The following is a 24,848-nucleotide window of genomic DNA, read 5'->3' as shown; positions in this document are numbered from 1 at the left end:
CGACGGATGCCATGGCGCCGCACTGCGGGCTCGGTTCGGTGAAGACGAACATCGGCCATCTCGAATTGGCCGCCGGGGTGGCCGGCGTGGTCAAGGTGCTGTTGCAGATGAAGCACCGCACGCTGGTGAAGAGCCTCCATGCCGAGGTGCTCAACCCCTACATCGACCTGACGGACAGTCCGTTTTACGTCGTGGACGGCAACCGCGAATGGCTCGCTCCGCGCGACGCCGACGGTCGGGTGCTGCCACGCCGCGCGGGGGTGAGTTCGTTCGGTTTCGGCGGTGTCAACGCGCATGTCGTGATCGAAGAATACGTGCCGTCGCCACGCGTCGAGGCGCCCGATGCGCCGGCCGCGGTGATCCTGTCGGCCCGCGATGCCGACCGCCTTCGCGAGCAGGTCGAGGCCTTGCGGGCGTTCCTGCCTCGGGCCGAGGTGTCGCTGGCGGATATCGCCCACACCTTGCAGGTGGGCCGTGACGCCATGGCGTGCCGGTTTGGCGTCGTGGTGTCGTCCCTCGCCGAACTGGAGGCGCGACTTGCCGCGTTCCTCGACGACGGGCGCGTCGAACCGCCGCACGGTGCACTCGGCGCCCTCGTCGGCCGATGGCTCGACGGGCAATCCGTCGCATGGCCGGCACCGGCCGGTGGCCCCGCGCCACGACGGGTAAGCCTGCCGACGTATCCGTTTGCCCGCGAACGTTACTGGATCGCCGCGAGCACGCGGGGTGCGACACGCCTGCATCCGCTGGTACACCGCAACGTCTCCGATCTCGCCGGTCCGCGTTTCAGCAGCCGGTTCGAGGGCGCGGAGTCATTCCTCGCCGACCATCGCGTGGGGGCCCAGCGTGTGCTGCCCGGCGTGGCCCAACTGGAGATGGCGCGGTTCGCCGTGGCCCAGGCCATGGGCACGGACGCCGCCTTGCACCTGCGCGACGTCGTCTGGTCGCGTCCCGTCGTGGTGGACGAGGGTGGCGTGGATCTGCACGTATCGCTGCATCCGCGTGGCAACGGCGAGGTCGACGTGGATATCCACGACGTCGACGGCATTGTCCATGGCCAGGGCAGGGTCACCGCGGCCCCCATCGCGGCTCCCGATGCGCTGGATCTGGACGCGCTGCGCCGTGAGGCATCGCCGGTCGACGTCGATGGCTGCTACGCGCGCTTCGAGGCCATGGGGCTGCACTACGGCCCGGCGTACCGTGGCATGAAAGCGCTCTTCGTCGGCGATGGCGTGGCGATCGCGCGGGTCGAGTTTGCCGGCACGGTCGATCCTGCCGTGGCCTGGCCCCCGGGGTTGCTGGATGCCGCATGGCAGGCATCCATCGGGTTGCGGGCCGACGCCGACGCGGCGTCGCTGCGCCTGCCGTTCGCACTGGACGCACTCGACGCGCACGGCCCCTGCGACCGCGCGATGTGGGCGGTGGCGCGGGCGCGCGACGGTTCGCACGCGGTCGACATCGACCTGTGCGACGACGCGGGTCGGCCGGCGTTGTCGTTGCGAGGCCTCGCCTTCCGGGCCGTCGGCGAGACGCCTTCGGTCGAGGTGGCGGTGCCCGCCGCGGTGGACGATGACTTCCTGGAGCGCGCCACGGGGTACTTCGAACGATTCCTCGCCACCGCCTTGAAGCTGCCGGCGCACCGGATCGACCGCAAGGCGCGCATGGAGGCCTACGGCATCGATTCGCTGATGGTGCTCGAACTGACGCGCAGCCTCGAGGGCTCGTTCGGTCCGCTGCCGAAGACCCTGTTCTTCGAATACCAGACCCTGGCCGGGCTGAGCGGCTACTTCGCCACCCGGCATCGCGACACCATGGCGGCGCTGCTCGGCCAGCCGCGCGCGGTCGCTGCCGTGGCGTCCGCGCCGGCCGTTCGGCGGGTGGAGCGCAGCGCATCGCGCTATGCCGTGCGCGAGCGGCGCGACGCGGCCGACACGATCGCCATCGTCGGCGTGGCCGGCCGCTACCCGCAGGCGGAGAACCTGGCCCAGTTCTGGGCCAACCTCAGCGCGGGCCGCGACAGCATCACCGAGATTCCCGGCGACCGTTGGGATCATTCGCTCTACTTCGATGCCGAGCGCGGCAAGCCCGGCAAGACCTACGGGCGCTGGGGCGGCTTCCTCGACGGGGTGGACCGCTTCGATCCCCTGTTCTTCAACATCTCGCCGCGCGAAGCCGAGCGCATGGACCCCCAGGAGCGGCTGTTCCTTGAATGCGTGCACGCGACGCTCGAGGACGCCGGCTACACGCGCGCCAACGTCGCCGCGAATGGTAGCGTGGGCGTGTTCGCCGGGGTGATGTACGAGGAATACCCGCTTTTTGGCGCGCAGGCGCAGGCGCGCGGCGAGCCGCTGGCGGTACCCGGGCATCCCGCGTCCATCGCCAACCGCGTGTCGTATTTCTGCGACTTCCACGGACCCAGCATGGCGCTGGACACCATGTGCTCGTCGTCGCTGACGGCGATCCACCTGGCGTGCCATAGCCTGCAGCGCGGCGAATGCGCCGTGGCGATCGCCGGTGGCGTCAACGTGTCGATCCATCCGAACAAGTACCTCACGCTCGGCGAGGGCCGCTTCATCTCCGGCAAGGGGCGCTGCGAGAGCTTCGGCGAGGGCGGGGAAGGCTACGTACCCGGCGAAGGCGTGGGTGCGGTGCTGCTAAAACCCCTGGCCCAGGCGGAAGCCGACGGCGACCACATCTACGGCGTGATCCGTGCCACGGCGGTCAACCACGGTGGCAAGACCAACGGCTACACGGTGCCCAACCCCAACGCGCAGGCGACCGTCATCGAACAGGCCTTGCGTGCCGGTGGGGTGGACGCGCGTGAGGTCAGCTACGTCGAAGCGCACGGCACGGGCACGAGCCTGGGCGATCCGATCGAGATCGCGGGCCTGTCGAAGGCGTTCGCCGGCTGGACGACCGACACGGGTTTCTGCGCGATCGGTTCGGCCAAGTCGAACATCGGCCACTGCGAAAGCGCGGCGGGCATCGCGGGCGTCACCAAGGTGTTACTGCAACTTCGCCACGGCCAGATCGCCCCGAGCCTGCATTCGCAGGTGCTCAATCCGAACATCGACTTCGCGGCCACGCCATTCGTGGTGCAGCAAACGTTGGCGAACTGGGAGCGTCCGGTCATCGGCGGTCGCGAGCGTTCGCGCCTGGCGGGCATCTCGTCGTTCGGCGCCGGCGGCGCCAACGCGCACGTGGTGATCGAGGAGTACGTCGCGCCCGCGCCGGTGCCTGCGGACGGTCCGGCGCTCGTGGTGCTCTCCGCTCGTGACGAAGAACGGCTGCGCGAGCGTGTGCACCAACTGGTCGACCATCTCGCCGTCTTGCCTGACACCGTGACGCTCCACGATCTCGCGTACACCCTTCAGGTGGGCCGCGAGGCCATGGACGAGCGTCTCGGCCTGCTTGTCCAGTCGCTCGACCAGCTGCGCGACGCGCTTGCCGCGTGGCTCGACGGCGAGCCGGTGTCGACCGAGTGGCACCGTGGCCGGGCGGGCCACGACGCGATCGCCGAGCTCGACGACGAGGCGATCGGCGCCGCCGTCGACACCTGGATCGCGAAGGGGCGCTACGGCAAGCTGCTTGCCCTGTGGACGAAGGGGCTGTCGCTCGACTGGCAGCGCCTGCATGGCGACGCGATAAGGCGCAGGGTAAGCCTGCCGACCTATCCGTTCGCAAAGGAGCGCTACTGGCTACCGGTCACGGACACCATGGCGACCGCTCCGGCCGCATGGCATCCCTTGCTCCACCGCAACACCTCCACGCTCGCCACGCAGCGGTTCAGCTCACGCTTCGACGGCGGCGAATGGTTCTTCGCCGATCACCGCGTGCATGGCGCGCGCGTACTGCCCGCGGCCGCCCAGCTCGAAATGGCGTATCGCGCCGCCGTCGAGGCCCTGGAGCATGAGGGCGCGCTGACCCTGACCGACCTGGCATGGACGCGACCGGTGATCGCGGGTGGCGCGCCCCTCGACCTGCACGTCACCCTCGGGCCCGACGAGGCCGGCACGATGCGTATCGAGATCCGTGGCGACGACCTTCATAGCGAGGGCCGTCTTCGCCCGATATCCGATGAACCGGTATCGCACGACCTGGCCGCGTTGACGGCGGCGTGCGACGTCGCTCGAATGGATGGCGCGACTTGCCGTCGCCGTTTCGAAGCCATGGGTATCGCCTACGGCCGCGGGTTCCACGCGCTGGACGCGGTCGCCGTGGGTCGCGGGACGGCGCTCGCCCGTATCGCGGCCCCCGCGACGGTCCGGCTCGACGGGTACACCCTGCATCCCAGTCTCGTCGACGCCGCGATGCAGGCCACCGTCGGCGCCATGGACGACGACGGCCAGGCATGGGTTCCCGCGTCGCTCGGCGCGCTCACCGTTCACCGTGCCTGTGAACCGTCGATGTGGGCCGTGCTGCGTTGGGCGGACGACGGTGCCACGCGTGCGTTCGATATCGACCTGTGCGATGACGACGGCGTGGCCTGCGTGAGCCTGCGCGCGCTGGCGCTTCACCCCTGGACCGCACCGTCGGGCCCCCGGCCGGCGACGACGACCGTGCTGCTGGCGACGCCCACATGGCGCGCCGAGGCGGCCGCGACTCACGGCACGCCGCCGGAGCGGCAGCACGTGATGCTTTGCGGCATCGATCCGGTGGGTTTGCCCCACGCGACCCATGTGCCGCTCGTCCACGATCTCGCCGCCGCCTATGGCGTCGCGGCCGCTTCGCTGCTGACCTGGCTCCAGTCATCCGGCCCCGCGCTCGTGCAGGTGGTGGTGCCGGACCGGGGGCCCGGCGAAGCGTTCGCGGGTCTGATGGGTATGTTGCGCACCGCCGCACTGGAGAACCCGGCGGTGATCGGCCAGCTCATTCGCGTTGGCGCGGCCGACGACGTGGCGAGCATCGTTGCGGACAACCGGGCGGCGCCGTCCGCGTGCCTTCGCTACGTCGATGGCCAGCGATACGTGGGCGCGTGGTCGGAGGTGGCCGCGTCGCCGGCACCGCCGATGCCGTGGAAGCCGGGTGGCGTGTATCTCATCACGGGCGGCGCGGGGGGCCTCGGCCGCCTGGTGGCGCGTGACATCGCACGACGTGCGCCGGGTGCCGTGCTGGTGCTTACCGGCCGTTCGCCGCTGGACGCGGCGATCCACGAGACGCTTGCCGAGCTGCATGCCCTGGGTGCGACGGCACGCTATCGACCGCTCGACGTCGGCGATCGTGCCGCCGTGTTGGCCTGCGTGCGCGATACGGCCGACGCGTTCGGGCTGAGCGGCATCGTGCACAGCGCGGGCGTCTTGCGCGACGGCTTCATCCTGCGCAAGAGCCAGGACGACCTGGCCGCCGTGCTGCGCGCCAAGGTCGCCGGCACGGTGTACCTGGACGAGGCCAGCCGTGACCTGCCGTTGGACGCCTTCGTCTGCTTCTCGTCGCTGGCCGCCACGCGCGGCAACGTTGGCCAGGCCGACTACGCGGCGGCCAACGGCTTCATGGATGCGTTCGCCCACCATCGGGCACGACGCGTCGCCCAGGGCGAGCGTTACGGACAGACGCTGTCGGTCAACTGGCCGTTGTGGGACGAAGGCGGCATGCGCGTCGACGATGCCACCCGACGTTACCTCGCACGGGAGATCGGCATGACGCCCCTGCGCAGCGACGTAGGCCTCGACGCGCTCGCCCAGGCCCTGACGCTCGGGGCGTCGCAGGTGCTGGTGGCCGAAGGCGACCTCACGGCGTTACGCCAGTCGTTGCTCGGTGCGCCGACGCCAGCGCCGGTCACGGCGGTCGCGCCGGCCGCGCCAAGGCCCACGCCGATGCCGGACGACCTGCGCGAACGCACGGTGCGCCACCTCGTGGCCCTGCTCGCCGGCACGCTGAAGCTGCCGCCCGAGCGCATCGATCCGAATGCCCGGCTGGAGGCCTACGGCATCGACTCGGTCATGACACTGGATCTGACGGCACGGCTCGAAGAGACATTCGGCCCGTTGCCGAAGACCCTGTTCTTCGAATACCAGAGCGTGGCCGCCCTCGCGGGCTACGTCATGCAGGCACACCGCGCCGCGCTCGCTACGCTGTTCGGCACATCGCCGTCGCCGTCGCCGTTGCCGCAGCCGGTGCCGTCCCGCGTCACGATGGCGCGCCATGCCTCGCGCTTGGCGACGCGCAGCGCGCCTGTGGCCGATGAGGGCATCGCGATCATCGGTCTTGCGGGCCGCTATCCGCAGGCGGAGAACCTGGCCCAGTTCTGGGCCAACCTCAGCGCGGGTCGCGACAGCATCACCGAGATTCCCGGCGATCGCTGGGACCACACGCTGTACTTCGACGCGGATCGCAACGCGCCTGGCAAGACCTACAGCAAATGGGGTGGCTTCCTCGATGGGGTGGATCGCTTCGATCCGCGCTTCTTCAACATCTCGCCGCGCGAGGCGGAGCTGATGGATCCGCAGGAGCGGTTGTTCCTCGAATGCGTGCACGCCACGCTCGAGGACGCCGGCTACACCCGCGAGAACGTGGCCGAAGACGGCAACGTCGGCGTGTTCGCCGGGGTGATGTACGAGGAATACCAGCTCTACGGCGCGCAGCAGCAGGCCCTGGGTGACGCCATCGCGGCGCCCGGCAGCCCCGCCTCGATCGCCAACCGGGTGTCGTACGTCTGCGATTTCCACGGCCCGAGCATGGCGTTGGACACCATGTGCTCATCGTCGCTGACCGCGATCCACCTGGCCTGCGAGAGCCTCGCGCGCGGTGGGTGCGCCGTAGCGATCGCCGGCGGCGTCAACGTGTCGATCCACCCCAACAAGTATCTGGTACTGGCACAGGGTCGCTTCATCTCCGCCAAGGGCCGTTGCGAGAGCTTCGGCGAGGGCGGGGAAGGCTACGTGCCCGGCGAGGGCGTGGGCGCGGTGCTGCTCAAACCCCTGGCCCAGGCGCAGGCCGACGGCGATCACATCTATGGCGTGATCCGGGGCACCGCGATCAACCACGGCGGCAAGACCAACGGGTATACCGTGCCCAATCCCAACGCCCAGGCGAAGGTGGTGGAGCGGGCCCTGCGCGGCGCGGGCGTTGACGCCCGGCAGGTGAGCTACATCGAAGCCCATGGCACGGGCACGAGCCTGGGTGATCCGATCGAGATCGCGGGCCTGTCGAAGGCGTTCGCCGGCTGGACGACCGACACGGGTTTCTGCGCGATCGGTTCGGCCAAGTCGAACATCGGCCACTGCGAAAGCGCGGCGGGCATCGCAGGCGTCACCAAGGTGTTGATGCAACTTCGCCACGGCCAGATCGCGCCGAGCCTGCATTCGCAGGTGCTCAATCCGAACATCGATTTCACCGCCACGCCATTCGTGGTGCAGCAGACGTTGGCGAACTGGGAGCGTCCGGTCATCGACGGAAAGGCGCGTTCGCGCCTGGCGGGCATCTCGTCGTTCGGCGCCGGCGGCGCCAACGCGCACGTGGTGATCGAGGAGTACGTCGCGCCCGCGCCGGTGGCTGCGGACGGCCCGGCTCTGATCGTGCTGTCGGCCCGTGACGAAGAACGGCTGCGCGAGCGTGTGCGCCAACTGGTGGACCATCTCGCCGTTCTACCGCCCACGGTCACGCTCCACGACCTCGCGTACACCCTTCAGGTGGGCCGCGAGGCCATGGACGAGCGTCTCGGCCTGCTTGTCCATTCGCTCGACCAGCTGCGCGACACGCTCGCCGCGTGGCTTGAGGACAAGCCGGTCGCGGAGGGTGTCTACCGGGGGCAGGCCCGTCGTGGCAAGGAGGCCCTGGCGACGCTCGCCGCCGACGATGACATGGCCGCCACCGTCGACGCCTGGCTGGACAAGGGCAAGTACGGCCGGGTGCTCGACCTGTGGACGAAGGGGCTGGGGTTCGACTGGCATCGTCTGCATGCGCCGGGCGAACGCCAGCGGGTGAGCCTGCCGACCTATCCGTTTGCCCGCGAACGCTACTGGCTGCCGATCGAGACGCACGATACCCCGCCGTCGTTGCCACCCCGGCCGACACCAGGCGACGAACCCACGAGCGAACCGTCGGCGGTACTCGCGTTCGAGCCGCTCTGGACGGCGCAACCGGTGCAGGTCGTCAGCGAGACGCGTGCGTTCGCCTCCCGCCACGTGTGTCTGTCGGGATGGCCCGTGCACGTCGGGGAGAACCTCCGGATCGCTGGCGCGATCCTGTCGTCGTCGCCGGACGATGCCGACCACGCGCGCGCGTACGAAGCGGCCGCCTTGCATCTGCTGGATCGTCTCCAGCAGGTGGCCGCGCAGCCGGGCCATCACCTCGTGCAGGTCGTGGTGCCGACGGACCATCGTTTCATGGCCGGCCTCGCGGGCATGCTCCGCACGGCCGCGCTCGAAAATACGCGGCTGACCACGCAATGGATCGCCGTGACGCGGGCGGACGAGATAGCGCTTGCGTGCGAGGAGAACGCCGGGGAGGGGAACATCGTCGTCCGCTACGCCGGTGCGGGGCGTCACGTGGCGGGATGGACCGAGCAACGTGATCCGGTGACAGGCGTCACGCCCTGGAAGGATCACGGCGTCTACCTCATCACGGGCGGGGCCGGTGGGCTGGGTCTTATCGTGGCCCGCGCCATCGCCGGTGCGGTGCGGCACCCGGTGCTCATCCTCACCGGTCGGTCGGCGATGAACGACGCCATCAAGGGGCATGTCCGCCAGCTCGAGGCCTTGGGCGCCGTCGTGCGGTATCACGCGCTTGACGTCGCCGATACGGCGGCGGTGAACCATCTGGTGGGCAGCATCCCGGAGGAGTTCGAAAGCCTCGACGGCATCGTGCACAGCGCCGGCGTGGTGCGGGACAGCTTCCTCGCCGCAAAGACCCCCGACCAGTTACGGGACGTCTTCCGGGCCAAGGTGGCCGGCACGCTGCACCTGGACGAGGCAAGCCGAGATATCCCGCTCGATGTGTTCGTGTGCTTCGCTTCCATCGCGGGCGCGCTCGGCAGCGTCGGCCAGGCCGACTACGCGGCGGCCAACGCCTTCATGGATGCCTTCGCCCACGACCGCGCGCAGCGCGTCGCCCGCGGTGAGCGGCACGGCCGCACGCTGAGCATCGACTGGCCGCTGTGGGCCGAGGGTGGCATGCAGGTGGACGACGCCACGCGCACGATGATGCGGCAACACCTGGGCATGCATCCGCTGTCGACCGACGACGGCTTGCGCGCGCTGGATCAGGCGTTGTCGACCGCGGCGGCGCAGGTGCTGGTGGTGGCCGGCGAGGCGAGCCGCATCCGTGACAACGTCAAGGGTGTGTCGGGCCCGTCGGCCGCGGCGGTGGGAGCGACGCCGCCGACCGCATCGCCGGGCGAGCCCGTCGACGCACACGTCCGGCAGACGCTGGCGGAGCTGGTCTGCGCGCTGATCAAGGTGAGGCCGGAGGATCTCGACGGCGACACCACGTTCAACGAATACGGTTTCGATTCCGTCTCGCTCACGGAGTTCGGCAACGCCCTTAACCAGCGCTATGGCTTGCGCCTGACACCCACGGTGTTTTTCGAGTACCCATCGCTCGATCGCCTGGCCGCGTACCTGGTACAGACCCACGCGAGCGCCGTCCTCCCGTCTGTTGCCGTGGTGGAGGCGACGCCACCACCGATGGTGCGCGTGGCGCTCGGCCGCCCCGTCGACGAACCGATCGCCGTGATCGGCATGAGCGGGCAGTTTCCGCAGGCGCCCGACCTGGACGCCTTCTGGGACAACCTGCGCGAGGGTCGCGACTGCATCGGCGATGTGCCGGCCTCGCGCTGGGACTGGCGCGGCGAACCCGGCGACCATGCGCGGTGGGGCGGTTTCATCGATGGCATCGACACGTTCGACCCGTTGTTCTTCGGCATCTCGACGCGAGAAGCCGAATTGCTCGATCCCCAGCAGCGCCTGATGATGGTCCATGTCTGGAAAGCGCTCGAAGATGCAGGCTACGCGGCGAGCGCGCTGGCCGGGAGCGACACGGCGATCTACGTCGGCACGGGCGCGACCGGCTACGGCACGCTGGTGCAACGCGCCGGGCTCGCCGGCGAGGCGCACGCCTCCACCGGTGCCGTGCCCTCCGTGGGCCCCAACCGCATCAGTTTTCTGTTCGACTGGCACGGCCCCAGCGAGCCGGTGGAAACCGCCTGCTCGAGTTCGCTGGTGGCGTTGCGTCGAGGTGTCGAGGCCTTGCGTCGCGGCGATGCCAGCCTCGCCGTGGTCGGCGGGGTCAACACCATCGTCACGCCCGACGCGCACGCCAGCTTCGGCAAGGCGGGCATGCTCAGCCCGGACGGTCGCTGCAAGACGTTCTCCGCCGACGCCAACGGTTACGTGCGCGGTGAAGGCGTGGCGATGCTCGTGCTCAAGCCGCTGTCGGCTGCCGAGCGCGACGACGACCTGATCCACGGGCTTGTGCGCGCCGTGGCCGAAAACCATGGTGGCCACGCCAATTCGCTCACTGCGCCGAACCCGACCGCGCAGGCCGACGTCATCCGCAAGGCGCTCGCCGAGGCCGGCGTCGATCCGGCCACGATCGGCTACGTGGAAGCCCACGGCACGGGCACCCGGCTGGGTGACCCGGTCGAGGTGCAGGGACTCAAGGCGGCGTTCGGGCCATCGCAGGCCACGGGCTACTGCGGCCTGGGGTCGGTCAAGACCCAGATCGGCCACCTGGAACTCGCCGCCGGCGTCGCCGGGGTGGTGAAAGTGCTGCTGCAGATGAAACACCGCACGCTGGTGAAGAGCCTGCACGGCGAGCGTATCAATCCGTACGTCGACATCGAGGGCAGCCCGTTCTACCTGCTCGGTGAGTCGCGTGAGTGGACGCCGCTGCGCGATGCGGCGGGCAGGGCGTTGCCGCGCCGCGCGGGTGTCAGTTCGTTCGGTTTCGGCGGCGTGAACGCGCACGCGGTGCTCGAGGAATACGTGCCCGCACCGGTCGCCGCGACGGTCTTTAACGCGCCCGCGCTGGTCGTCCTGTCGGCACGCCACGAGGCACGCCTGCGCGACCAGGCGCGCGCGTTGCTCGCTTTCGTCAGCGATCGCGAGGTCGCGCTGCATGATCTCGCCTACACCTTGCAGGTGGGGCGCGAAGCGATGACACATCGCCTCGGTTTTGTCGCGCAGACGATCGACGACCTGCGCCAGACCCTGTCCCGGCTCGTCGAGACCGAAGATACGGCCGGCGTGATCCGTGGCGTCGCCCCTCGCACGCCGGCCGGCGCGACAGACGAGACGCCGCAGACGCCGACGCAGTGGCTCGAACGGTGGGTGAACGGCGGATCGGTGGACTGGGTGGCGCGGTATGGCGCGACGCGACCGCGTCGCATCCGCCTGCCGACCTATCCCTTTGCCCGCGATCGCTACTGGGTGCCGACGCCCGCCGCGGCGCCGGGCGAGTCGCCGGTGTCGCCCGGCGAGACATGGACGTTGACGCCGACCTGGGAGGTGGCGCCGATCGGTTCGCTCGATCCGCTGCCGTCCGGACGCATCGCCGTGATCGGCGGCACGCCGGCCCGGCGCGAGGCGATGTCGCGCGCGATGCCGAACGCATCGATCCTCAACCTGCCCAGGGATGCGGACATCGAGGACATCCAGGCGCGCCTGCGCGCGCACGGCACGATCGACCATCTCGTCTGGATCGTGGATGAGGCGACGGCGTCGGACGACGACGCATGGCCGGCGGCGCAGCGGGACGGTGTGCTGCGTGCGTTCCGTCTCGCCAAGGCCCTGCTCGCGCTCGGCGCCGGCGAAAGTGCGCTGGGCTGGACGGTGGTCACGACACAGGCGCAGGCGGTGCACGCCAGTGACGCGGTGTGGCCGGGTCACGCCGGCGTGCACGGCTTTCTCGGCGCGATGGCGCGCGAAATCCCGGCGTGGCGGATACGCCTGATCGACATGCCCGTGGCAGGGGACTGGCCGGTCGCCAGCCTGCTGCGCCTGCCCGCGCGCTCGGGCGAAACGACGGCATGGCGCGGTGGCCAGTGGTTCCGCCCCGGCCTGTCGCACGTGGGCAGCCATGATGGCGCCACGCCGCCGCCCTATCGGGAGGGTGGTGTCTGCGTGGTGATCGGGGGCGCGGGTGGCATCGGCCAGGCCTGGAGCGCGCACCTGATCCGCACGCGACAGGCCCAGGTGGTCTGGATCGGTCGACGTCCCGAAGACCAGGCGATCGCGCAGGCGAGGGCGTCGCTCGGCCAGCTCGGCCCGATGCCTCACTACATCGTGGCCGATGCGAGCGACCGCCAGGCCCTGACGCGGGCACGCGACGAGGTGCTGGCCCGATTCGGGCCGATTCACGGCGTGGTGCATGCGGCGTTGTCGCTGCTGGACCGCGGCGTGGTTCAGATGGACGAAGCGCGGCTGCTCGCCGGGTTGTCGGCCAAGGTCGACGCCAGCATGTGCATGGGGCAGGTGTTCGGTGACCTGCCGCTGGATTTCATGCTGTTCTTCTCCTCGCTGGTGAGCGTCATGCGCTCGGCGGGGCAGGCTGCCTATGCGGCCGGATGCTGCTTCAAGGATGCCTACGCCCGACAGCTCGGCCAGCGCCTGCCTTATCCGGTCAAACTCATGCAGTGGGGGTACTGGGGCAACGTGGGCGCCGTCGCGTCGGCGGATTACCGCGAGCGCATGGCGCGCCAGGGTATCGGGTCGATCGAGCCGGTCGAAGGTATGCAGGCCGTCGAGCGCCTCCTGGCGTCGCCGCTGCCGCAGATGGCGTTCCTGAAAACTCTCGCGTCCGACGTGAAGGCCGACGTGTTCGACCGCGTCGGCGACGTCACGGTGGAGGCCCTTCCCGCGAGCAGGCCGGCGTGCATCCTGCCCGAGCGGCGCATCGCTTTCGCGGGCGACGCGCAGCGGCTCGCGATCGAGGCCGATGAGATCGATCGCCTCGCGCTGGCCATCCTGCGTGGCGAGTTGCAGGCGTTGGGCCTGCATGACGCCGACACGGCGGCCGCATGGCATCCCAGGCACGCGCGCTGGCTGCGCCACAGCATGCAGCGGATCGCCGGCATGCCGACGTCCCCGCCGCTGGAGCGCGCGTGGGCCGACTGGCGGGCACGCAAGGTCGAATGGACGGCCGAAGGCCACGTACGACGGGCGCAGGTCACGCTGGTGGACACGATGTTGTCCGCCCTGCCGGCGATCCTCCAGGGCCACGTCGACGCGACCGCCGTCATGTTCCCGGCGTCGTCGATGCACCTGGTGGAGGGGGTCTACCGGGGCAACGCCGTCGCCGACCACTTCAACGACGTGCTGTGCGGGGCCGTGATCGATGCCGTGGCGGCGCGCCTGCGTCGCGATCCGACCGCGCGCTTGCGCATCGTGGAGATCGGCGCGGGTACGGGCGGCACTGCCGCGCACCTGCTGGAGCGCCTCAAACCGTACGCGGCGCATATCGACGAGTACGCGTACACCGACCTGTCGCGGGCGTTCCTGCACCATGCCGAGCAGCGCTTCGGCGCGGACCATCCGTTCCTCGCCTGTCGCCTGCTCGACATCGGTCGTCCGCTGGCGGAGCAGGGCATGGCGCCGGGCCGCTACGACCTCGCCGTCGCCACGAACGTGTTGCATGCCACGCGCGACATCCGCGAGAGCCTGCGCAACGCCAAGGCCTTGCTGGGCACCCATGGCCTGCTCGTGCTCAACGAACTGAGCCGGTGCGACCTGTGGGCGCATCTCACCTTTGGCCTGCTCGACGGCTGGTGGCTTTACGAAGACGAGGCGCTGCGCATCCCGGGATGCCCGAGCCTCGCACCGGAGCGTTGGGCCGCCGTGCTCGGCGAAGAAGGGTATCGCCGTATCCGCTTCCCCGCGGCGGCGGCCCACGACCTGGGCCAGCAGGTGATCGTGGCCGAAAGCGATGGCGTGATCCGGCAGCGTCGCCCTGTCGCTGCCGTGGCATCGGTGCCGCCCCCCGCGGCACCCGTGGTATTCGCGCCCGCGCCCGTGTCGGCCTCGCTGCGCGACGCCTGCCGCGCGCGCCTGGGCATGCTGATCGCACGCTCGCTGAAGATGGCGCCCTCGGCGATCGATACCGCCACCGGGCTGGATCGCTACGGCCTGGATTCCATCCTGGTGCAGGAACTGACGGCCGCCTTACGAACTGCGCTGGCGGACGTCGGCATCGGCGACGTCGTGAGCGCGACGCTGTTCTTCGAGTACCCGACCATCGACGCGCTGGCGGATCACCTCATCGAGACGGCGCCCTCCGCCATCGCCCGCTGGCTCGGCGTCGACGCGGGCGCGGCCGTGCCGCGCCCGCCGCATCCGCTGCTCCATCGCGAGCGTTCTCCCGGCGTGTTCGAAAGCGCCCTTCGGGGCGATGTGTTCGTTCTCGCCGATCATCGCGTGCAGGGGCGCCGGGTGCTGCCCGGCGTGGCCCAGCTGGAGATGGCGTTGGCGGCCGCCCCCGATGGCCAGGCGGTATCGCTGGCCCAGGTCGCCTGGCTGCGGCCCGTCGTGGCCGGCGACGACGGGGTGACCCTGCGACTGGTCGTGGGCGAGGGCGCTTACACGCTGCGTGGCGTGGATGACGTCGTCCACAGCCAGGGACGGATGATCCCGGCGGCGGTTCGTCCTGTCGTGGCGCGGCACGACATCGCCGGGCTGCGTGCGCGATGCGCCGTGGCGCACGCCAGTCATGAACGCTGCTACGACCTGTTCGCGCGCAAGGGCCTGCACTACGGCCCGACGTTCCGCGGGCTCGACGAGCTCTTCATCGGCACGGGGCAGGTGCTGGCGAGGATCGTGTTGCCCGCTACCGCGCCGCTGGACGGTTACACGCTGCCGCCCAGCCTCCTCGACGCCGCGCTACAGGCCTCGCTGGGGCTCTACCTGCGCGTCGCGGACGACGACGTGCCGTTGGCCCTCCCATTCGCGGTCGACGCCGTGGACGTGTTCGCACCCTGCCAGCCGCGCATGTGGGCCGTGGTGCGCGACAGCGACGGCCGCCCGGCCGACGGCGGCATCCGCACCGTCGACATCGACCTCTGCGACGACGGCGGGCAGGTCTGCGTGTGCCTGCGGCAACTCAGCCTCCGCCGATTCGATCCTCCTCCGACACGTGACACGCCGACCGACAGGGACCACGACGACATGAACGATTCCACGGGCATCCATGCCGAGGGCCACGAACGCGCCACGCCGTCGTCGTTCGCGACGAACGCGTTGCGCGACAAGGGCATCCTCCACGTGAGGAAGCTGATGAGCCGCACGCTGTCGCTGCCGCTGGAGGCGATCGAGCCCGGCATCGGCTTCGACGAATACGGCATCGACTCGATCGCCGCGATGGACCTGACCCAGGCCTTGCGCGGCGTGTTCGGCAGCGAGCGCATCGGCACCACGCTGTTCTTCGAGCACAGCGACATCGAGGGCCTCGTCGACCACCTCGCCCAGCTCGACGCCGAGGCGCTCGCGCGCTGGGCCGGCGCCGTTGCCGAGACGCCGACCGCGGTCCCCGCCGACACGCCGCCGCCGGTGCGTGTGACCGCACCGGTCGAGCCCGCCGTGCAGCGGGTGGCGTCGACCGTCGCCAGCGCGCCGGCCGCACCGGTGACGTTTGAGGTCGCCGTCGTCGGCGTGTCGGGCCGTTATCCGGGCGCGAACGACGTGCGGGGCTTCTGGGACAACCTCGCCGCGGGACGCGCCAGCGTGCGCGAGGTACCCGCCGACCGCTGGGACCACGCGTCGTTCTTCGATGCGCGCAAGGGCGAGCCCGGCAAGACCTACACCCGCTGGGCGGGCCTGCTCGACGACGTGCAGGGCTTCGACCGGCTGTTCTTCCACATCGCGCCCCGCGAGGCGCAGCTGATGAGCCCCCAGGAGCGGCTCTTCATGCAGGAGGTCTACGCCGGCATCGAGGATGCGGGCTACACGCCCGGCAACCTCTGCGCGAGCCGCAAGGTCGGCGTGTTCGTCGGCGTCACCAACGAACACTACGCCACCGGCACGCGGTTCTGGTCGATCGCGAACCGCATCTCGCACTTCTGCCATTTCCAGGGGCCCAGCATGGCGGTGGACACCGCCTGCTCGTCGTCGCTGACCGCCATCCACCTCGCCGTGGAGAGCCTTCGCGGCGGTGACAGCGAAGTCGCCATCGCCGGCGGCGTGAACCTCATCGTGGCACCGACGCAGCTCATCGATCTTGCGTCGATGGGCATGCTCTCCGAAGGCGATCGCTGCCGTTCGTTCGGCGCGGGCGGCGATGGCTTCGTCGATGCCGAAGCCGTGGGCGCGCTGGTGCTCAAGCCGCTGCACCGGGCCGTCGCCGATGGCGATCACATCTACGGCGTGATCAAGGGCAGCGCCATCAACGCGGGCGGCAAGACCAACGCCTACCTGGTGCCCAACCCCCACATGCAGGCGCAACTCGTCGGCGACGCACTGCGCCGCGCGGGCATCGACGCCCGCACGGTGAGCTACGTGGAGGCCCAGGGCACCGGCAGCCTGCTCGGCGATCCGATCGAAGTGGCCGGTCTGTCACGGGCGTTCCGCCAGTCGACAAAGGACCGGCAGTTCTGCGCCCTGGGGTCGGCCAAGTCCAACGTGGGCCATAGCGAGAGCGCGAGCGGCTTCGTCGCGGTCAGCAAGGTGCTCATGCAGATGAAGCACGGGATGCTCGCGCCGAGCCTGCACGCGGAGACGCCGCATCCGGAGATCCGCTTCGCCGATACGCCGTTCTTCGTGCAGACCACGCTGTCGCCCTGGCGGCGGCCGGTGCTGGAGTTCGACGGGCAGCGCCAGGAGTACCCGCGTCGCGCGGGCATTTCGTCGTTCGGCGCCGGCGGCGCCAACGCGCACCTGGTGATCGAGGAATACGTGGCGCCCGAACGGGAGGCGCGGGAGGGCGCGGCGCTCATCGTGCTCTCCGCCCGCGACGAGGACCGCCTGCGCGAGCGGGCCCGCCAACTCGCCGGGTACCTCGCCGCGGAAACGCAGGCCGATGCCGTGACACCGCTGCACGATCTGGCGTACACGTTGCAGGTCGGTCGCGAACCGATGGAAGAACGCCTCGCGCTGCGCGTCGAGTCCGCCGACGAACTTCGCGTGGCACTGGACGCCTTCGTGCAGGGCCACACCGACATCGACGGGCTCTATCGCGGCCAGGCCAAACGCACGACCTACGCGATGCTCAACGACGACGAGGACATGCAGGTGGCCGTGCAGGCCTGGGTGGCGAAGGGCAAGTTCGGCAAGCTGCTCGACCTATGGGTGAAGGGCTTCGCGTTCGACTGGAACGTACTCTACGCCGGCACCGCCCGACCGCACCGCGTGAGCCTGCCCACGTACCCGTTCGCACGGGAACGCTGCTGGACCGACGTGCGCTATCCGGACGCGGCCGCTCCACCGCCGCCCGTCGCCGCCGAGGATACCTCCGACGAGGCCATCATGATCGGCCTTTGGAAGGCCCTGCTGGGCCGCCCGTCGGTATCGCTGGACGACGACTTCTTCGACCTCGGCGGTCACTCGCTTTTGGCGACCCAACTGGCGGCACGTATCCGTGATGCCTTCGGTGTCGACGTGGCCGTGGGCGCGATGCTCGAAGCGCCCACCGTGGCCCGACTCGTCGCCCACGTGCGCGCGCTGCAGGCCGCCGCGCCCGCGCCGGTCATGCCCACGGAAGCGGCGCCGGCCACCGGCGAGGTGTTTCCGCTCTCGTTCGCGCAACAACGGCTGTGGTTCCTCGACCAGTTGGAGGGGCAGAGCCCCACGTACAACATCCCGGCCGCCGTGCGCCTGAAGGGGCGGGTCGACGTCGCCGCGCTGCAGGCCGCGCTCGACGATGTCGTGCGGCGCCACGACGCGCTACGCGCCCGCTTCGACAGCGTGGATGGCTCGCCGGTGCAGCGCATCGTCGACGAGGTGAGGTTGCCCCTGGTCCTGCACGACCTCAGCGGTTTCGCGCCGAAGGAACGCGACGCGAAGACACGCTGGCTGATGCTCGACGAAGCGCGCACGCCGTTCGACCTCAAGCACGGCACGCTGATCCGCAGCAGCCTGCTGAAGCTTTCGGCCGAGGAGCACCTGTTGCTGCTCACCATGCACCACATCGCGTCGGACGGCTGGTCGATGGGGCTGCTCGTGCGCGACCTCGGCGCCCTCTACGCCGCCCACGGCTTCGGGGCGCCGGTGTCGCTGCCCACGTTGCCCATGCGCTATGTGGACTTCGCCCGCTGGCAGCGCGAGTGGCTCGGCGACGGCGTGCTCGACCGCCAACTGGCTTACTGGACGAAGCAGCTCGCGGGGAGCCCGGGCCTGCTGGCCCTGCCCACCGACCGACCGCGGCCGGCGGTCCAGGGGCAGGACGGTGCCATGCTGCATTACGCGGTGCCCGCCGAGCTGACGGCGAAGCTCCAGGCCTTCAGCCGTCGCTCGCAGTGCACGCTGTTCATGACGCTCTGCGCCGCGTTCAACGTGCTCCTGGCCCGGTACGCCGGGCAGGACGATATCTGCATCGGCACGCCCATCGCGAACCGCAACCGCAGCGAGATCGAAGACCTGATCGGGTTCTTCGTCAACACGCTGGTGCTGCGGACCCGGGTCGACCTGCGCGCCAGTTTCGACGACCTGCTCAGGCAGGTGCGCGCCACGACGCTCGATGCCTACGCGCACCAGGACGTTCCGTTCGAGCAACTGGTCAACGCCGTGCAACCCGAGCGTCACGCGAGCCATACCCCGTTGTTCCAGGTGATGCTGGTGTTGCAGAACGCGCCGCTCGACCTGGCGCTGCCGGGGCTGGAGCTCGAACTGCTGCCGCATGAGACGGTGACCGCGAAGTTCGACATCACGCTCAGCCTGATGGAATCGCCCCAGGGCGGCCTGAAGGGCTATTTCGAGTACAACACCGACCTGTTCGACCTGGCGACCGTGCAGCGCATGGCCGATCATTTCACCCGCCTGCTCGAGGCCGCGGTCAGCGAGCCGGGCAGGGCGATCGGCGAGCTGCCCATGCTCGGCGAGGCCGAGCGTCGGCAGCTGCTCTACGACTTCAACGATACCGCCCGCACCTACCCCCGCGTGGGGCCGCACACGAACACGTTGCACACGCTGTTCGAGGCCCAGGTGTCGCGCTCCCCGCACCACACGGCGGTGGTCTACGGGGACACCTCGCTTACCTATGCCCAGTTGAACGCGCAGGCCAACCGGCTCGCACGCCACCTGCGCACGCTTGGCGTCGGCCCGGATGGGCTCGTCGGCCTGTGCGCGGAGCGTTCGCTGGCGATGATCGTGGGCCTGTATGCGATCCTCAAGGCGGGCGGCGCGTACGTGCCGCTGGATCCCACGTATCCCTCCGACCGCCTGGCGACCATCGTGGCGGATGCGGCCCCCGCCGCGATCCTGACCCAGCGTCACCTGCGCGAGGTCGCACCGGTGATGGCGGGCGTGCCGGTGGTGGACCTTGACGACGACGCCGCCCTCTGGGCGGCGCAGGACGACGGCGACCTGGCCAACGCGACCGGCCCCGGGCACCTGGCCTATGTGATTTACACGTCCGGCTCCACGGGCAAGCCCAAGGGCGTGGGCATCGAACACCGTGGCATCGTCAATCGCCTGCAATGGATGCAGGAGGCGTATCCGCTCGGTGCCGACGACCGTGTGCTGCAGAAAACCCCCTTCAGCTTCGACGTGTCGGTGTGGGAGTTCTTCTGGCCGTTGCTGGAAGGCGCCACGCTCGTGGTCGCGCGCCCGGGCGGCCACCAGGACGTGTCCTACCTCGCCGACCTCATCGATGCCCAGGCGATCACGACGCTGCATTTCGTGCCGCCGATGCTCGACGTCTTCCTCAACGAGGTCGAACCCGGCTGCGGCCGTTCGCTGCGCCAGGTGATGTGCAGCGGGCAGGCCCTGCCCATGGAACTGCAGCAGCGCTTCTTCGCCACGTGGGATCACGTGGCGCTGCATAACCTCTATGGTCCGACCGAAGCGTCGGTCGACGTGACCTACTGGCCGTGCCGCAAGGACAGCGGGCTGCACTGCGTGCCGATCGGCCTGCCCATCGCGAACATCCAGATCCACATCCTGGACGATGCGCTGCAACCGGTGCCGGTCGGCGTCGTGGGCCACCTGTACATCGCGGGTGTCGGCCTGGCCCGGGGCTATGTCAATCGCCCCGAGCTGACCGAGCAGGTGTTCGTGCCCAACCCGTTCAGCGCCGAACCCGGCGCCCGCATGTACCGCTCCGGCGACCTGGCCCGCTACCTGCCCGGCGGCGTCATCGAGTACCTGGGCCGCAGCGACCACCAGGTGAAGATCCGCGGCCTGCGCATCGAACTGGGCGAGATCGAGTCGACCCTGGCCGCGATCGACGGCGTCCGCGACGTCGTGGTGCTGGCCCGTCCCGACGAGCGCACCATCCCGCGCCTGGTGGCCTACCTCGTGCCGGACGACGGGCGGACGCTGCCCGAGTCATCGGCGTTGCGCCGCACGCTGGCCCAGACGTTGCCCGATTACATGGTGCCCGAACACATCGTGGCGCTGTCAGCGATGCCGCTGACCGCCAACGGCAAGGTCGACCGCAAGGCGTTGCCGGCCCCCGAGACGACGCACGACGCGCCTGGGCAGGTCGTCGCGCCGCGTACAACGACCGAACGGACCATCGCGGCGGTGTGGAGCGACCTGCTGAAGGTCGAGCGCATCGGCGTGACCGACGATTTCTTCGAGCTGGGCGGGCACTCGCTGCTCGCGACGCAGTTGGTCTCCCAACTGCGCAAGCGGAACCTTCCCGACGTCGAGCTGCGCGATCTGTTCGCCTACCCGACGCTCGAGGCGCTGGCCGCTTATGTCGACGGCAGGTCGGCCCCGGCCACCTCTGCGCCCACGTCCGCGGCATCGGCGCCGATACCGGAGGAGGTGTTTCCGCTGTCGTTCGCACAGCAGCGGCTGTGGGTGCTCGATCAGCTCGAAGGGCAGAGCCCGACCTATAACATCCCGTCCGCGGTACGTTTGAAAGGCCACCTGGATACCGCCGCGCTCCAGGCCGCGTTGCACGGCATTACCCGTCGGCACGACGCCCTGCGCGCCCGCTTCGACAGCGTGGACGGTTCGCCGGTGCAGCGCATCGCGGCCGACGTGCCGTTGCCGCTGGTACCGCACGACCTGACGGGCTTTTCGCCGAAGGAGCGCGAGGCTAAGACGCGCTGGCTCATGTCGGAAGAAGCCCGCACGCCCTTCGACCTGCGCCAGGGCCCGTTGGTCCGCGCGCGGTTGCTCATGCTCTCGGCGCACGAGCACCTGCTCCTGCTGACCATGCACCACATCGTCTCCGACGGCTGGTCGATGGGTCTGGTGGTGCGCGACCTCGGCGCCATGTACGCGGGGCTGCGCGCCGGCACGCCCCCGGGCTTGCCCGAGCTGCCGATGCGCTACGTCGATTACGCCCGTCGGCAGCGCGACGCGCTGGAGGGTGAGGCGCTCGATGCCCAGCTGGCGTATTGGACGCGCCAGCTCGCCGGCATTCCCAGCCTCCTGACCCTTCCCACCGATCGCCCGCGCCCGGCGGTGCAGCGGCAGGAGGGCGCGGCGCGGGCCTTCGCGCTTCCGGTGGAGCTCAGCGCCGCGCTGCAGTCGTTGAGCCGCCGCTCGCAATGCACGCTGTTCATGACGCTTTGCGCCGCGTTCAACGTGCTCCTGGCCCGGTACGCGGGACAGGACGACATCTGCATCGGCACGCCCATCGCCGGGCGCAACCAAGCGGAAATCGAAGACCTGGTCGGGTTCTTCATCAACACTCTCGTGCTGCGTACCCAGGTCGACCGGCGCGGCAGTTTCGACGACCTGCTCAAGCAGGTGCGCGCCACGACGCTCGATGCCTACGCGCACCAGGACGTGCCGTTCGAGCAACTGGTCAACGCCGTGCAGCCGGAGCGCCACGCGAGCCACACGCCGCTGTTCCAGGTGATGCTGGTGTTGCAGAACGCGCCGCTCGACCTGGCCCTGCCGGGGCTGGAACTGGAACTGGTGCCGCACGAGACGGTCACGGCCAAGTTCGACCTCACCCTGAGCCTGAAGGAGGGCCCGCACGGCCTGCACGGCTACTTCGAGTACAACACCGACCTCTTCGACCCCGCGACGATCGAACGCATGGCCGGGCACTTTACCCAGTTGCTGAAAGGCATCGCGGCCGATCCCGGACGCCCCGTGGGCGAACTGCCGATGCTCGGCGACGTCGAGCGCAGGCGGCTGCTGCATGGCTTCAACGATACCGCGCGAACCTTCCCGCGCGTCGGACCGCGGACGCCTACCGTCCACCAGCTTTTCGAAGATCAGGTACGGCGTAGCGCCGACCGTACCGCCATCGTTTTCGGCGATGCCTCGCTGACCTACGCCGAACTCAACGCGCAGGCGAACCGGCTCGCCCGGCACCTGCGCGTGCTGGGCGTGGGACCGGACGTGCTGGTCGGGCTATGCGCCGAACGTTCGCTCGAGATGGTCGTGGGCCTGTATGGGATCCTCAAGGCCGGCGGCGCCTACGTGCCGCTGGATCCGTCGTACCCGCGCGACCGTTTGACCGCCATCGTGGAGGACGCGGCACCCGTCGCCATCCTCACCCAGCGCCACCTGCGCCACGTCGCGCCGACATTGCCCGGCGTCCCGGTGGTCGATCTCGATGAACCGGGTCGTTGGGCGGGGCAGGGAGACCACGATCTCGACCACGCGACCGGGCCGGATCACCTGGCCTATGTGATCTACACCTCGGGTTCCACCGGCAAACCCAAGGGGGTGGCCATCGAACACCGGGGCATCGTCAATCGCCTGCAATGGATGCAGGAGACCTATCCGTTGCACGCCGACGACCGCGTGCTGCAGAAAACGCCTTTCAGCTTCGACGTGTCGGTGGGCGAGTTCTTCGGCGCGCCGCTCGAAGGCGCCACGTTGGTCATGGCCCGGCCGGGCGGCCACCAGGACGTGGCGTATCTGGCCGACGTCATCGACGCGCAGCGCGTCACCGTGGCGCACTTCGTGCCGCCGATGCTGGACGTGTTCCTCAACGAACTGGACGCGGGCCGGGCGCGCACGTTGCGCCGGGTGCTGTGCAGCGGGCAGGCGCTGTCGATGGAGCTCCAGCAGCGGGTGTTCGACGCCTGGGACCACGTCGAACTGCTCAATCTCTACGGACCGACCGAAGCTTCGGTCGAGGTCACCCACTGGCCCTGCCGTCGGGACAGTGGCCTGGCCAGCGTGCCGATCGGCATGCCGATCGCCAATATCCAGATCCACATCCTCGACGACGTGCTGCAACCGGTGCCGGTCGGCGTGGTGGGTCACCTCTACATCGCCGGCGTCGGCCTGGCCCGCGGCTACGTCAACCGGCCGGACCTCACCGAGCAGGCATTCGTGCCCAACCCCTTCAGCACGGTGCCCGGCGCGCGCATGTATCGCTCCGGCGACCTGGCCCGCTACCTGCCGGACGGCGCCATCGAGTACCTCGGTCGCAGCGACCACCAGGTGAAGATTCGCGGCCTGCGCATCGAACTGGGCGAGATCGATTCGACGCTGGCCGCCATCGACGCCGTGCGCGACGCCGTGGTGCTGGCCGTGCCCGACGAACGTCGCGTGCCGCGCCTGGTCGCCTACCTCGTGCCCCACGACGGGCAGGCCTTGCCGGACGGCGCGGCCTTGCGGCACACGCTGTCGCAGACCCTGCCGGACTACATGCTGCCCGAGCACGTGGTGGTCCTGCCGGCGATGCCGCTCACCGCGAACGGCAAGGTCGACCGCAAGGCCCTGCCGGCGCCGGACACCACCGGCCCAGCGGCCGAACACGTGGCGCCCCGCACGCCGACGGAACGCGCGCTGGCGACCCTGTGGACTGAACTGTTGCACGTGGCGCGTGTCGGCGCGAACGACGACTTCTTCCACCTCGGCGGCCACTCGCTGCTCGCCACGCAGCTGGTGTCGCAGCTGCGCAAGCGGCAGATCGCCGACATCGAACTGCGCGATCTGTTCACTCACGCCACGCTGGCGTCCCTGGCCTCGTTCATCGACGCCAAGCAGGGCACCGTCGCACACCCCAACCTCGTGCCGATCCGGCCGAAGGGACGCCTCGCGCCGTTGTTTCTCATCCACCCGATCGGCGGCGGCGTGCAGTACGCGTTCGACCTCGCGCCGTACCTCGACCCGGAGCAACCGGTGTATGGCCTGGCCATCGGCGAGAGCGTGCCGGTTAGCATCGGTGCGATGGCGCGCACCTACCTGGAGGCGATGCGACAGGTGCAGCCCAGTGGCCCCTACGCGGTGGCCGGGTGGTCGCTCGGCGGCATGGTGGCCTACGACATCGCCCACCGCCTGCAGGCGGCCGGCGAATCCGTGCGCTTCGTGGGCCTGATCGATACGAGCAGCCCGGCGGTGCGGACGCGGTTGACCGCCGAACATCCGGTGCGCTCGGACGACTGCCGCGCCTTGCTCAACTGGCTGCTCGACATCAACGCGGGTGCCGCCGATCACGCCCTGCATCCGGATTACCCGGAGCTCTCGCGGCTCGCGGGGAACGGCGATCTTGACGCGCTGATCGCCGGTTGCCGCCACGCGGGCTTCCTGCCGGAGCACTTCGACACCACCGACGTGAAGCGTTTCGTGGACATCTACCGCTCGAGCGGCAAGGCCGGCGACGACTACCTGCCGCCGGCGGCCCGGGTGCCGGTGACGTATTTCGCCGCCGAACGCCGCGAGGGTGAGGACGTGAGCCTCGGTTGGCACGACCTCGTCGGCGCGCACCTGGACGTGGTGCGCATCGGCGGCACGCATACCTCCATCGTACGACCGCCGCTCGCCGACCGACTCGCCCGCGAACTGTCGCGGCGCCTGCGCCACGACGCCGCCACCGCCCATCGCACGGCGATCACGCCATGA

The 24,848-nt window shown here is 69.9% G+C and carries 1 protein-coding gene (running past one end of the window); it reads left to right on the top strand.

Annotation, left to right across the window (positions count from 1 at the left end; genetic code table 11):
• Positions 1–24,848: the 3' portion of a non-ribosomal peptide synthetase gene (locus PI246_RS16385; RefSeq protein ID WP_320552395.1), read on the top strand. 9,613 nt of this gene lie to the left of the window's left edge; the window shows 24,848 of its 34,461 coding nt (coding positions 9,614–34,461); the start codon falls outside the window, past its left edge; its stop codon occupies positions 24,846–24,848.

Source organism: Luteibacter sahnii (assembly GCF_034063545.1).
GTDB classification, from domain to species: domain Bacteria; phylum Pseudomonadota; class Gammaproteobacteria; order Xanthomonadales; family Rhodanobacteraceae; genus Luteibacter; species Luteibacter sahnii.
The sequence above is the reverse complement of the archived record's forward strand: the minus strand, read 5'-3'. Positions and strand labels throughout refer to the sequence as shown.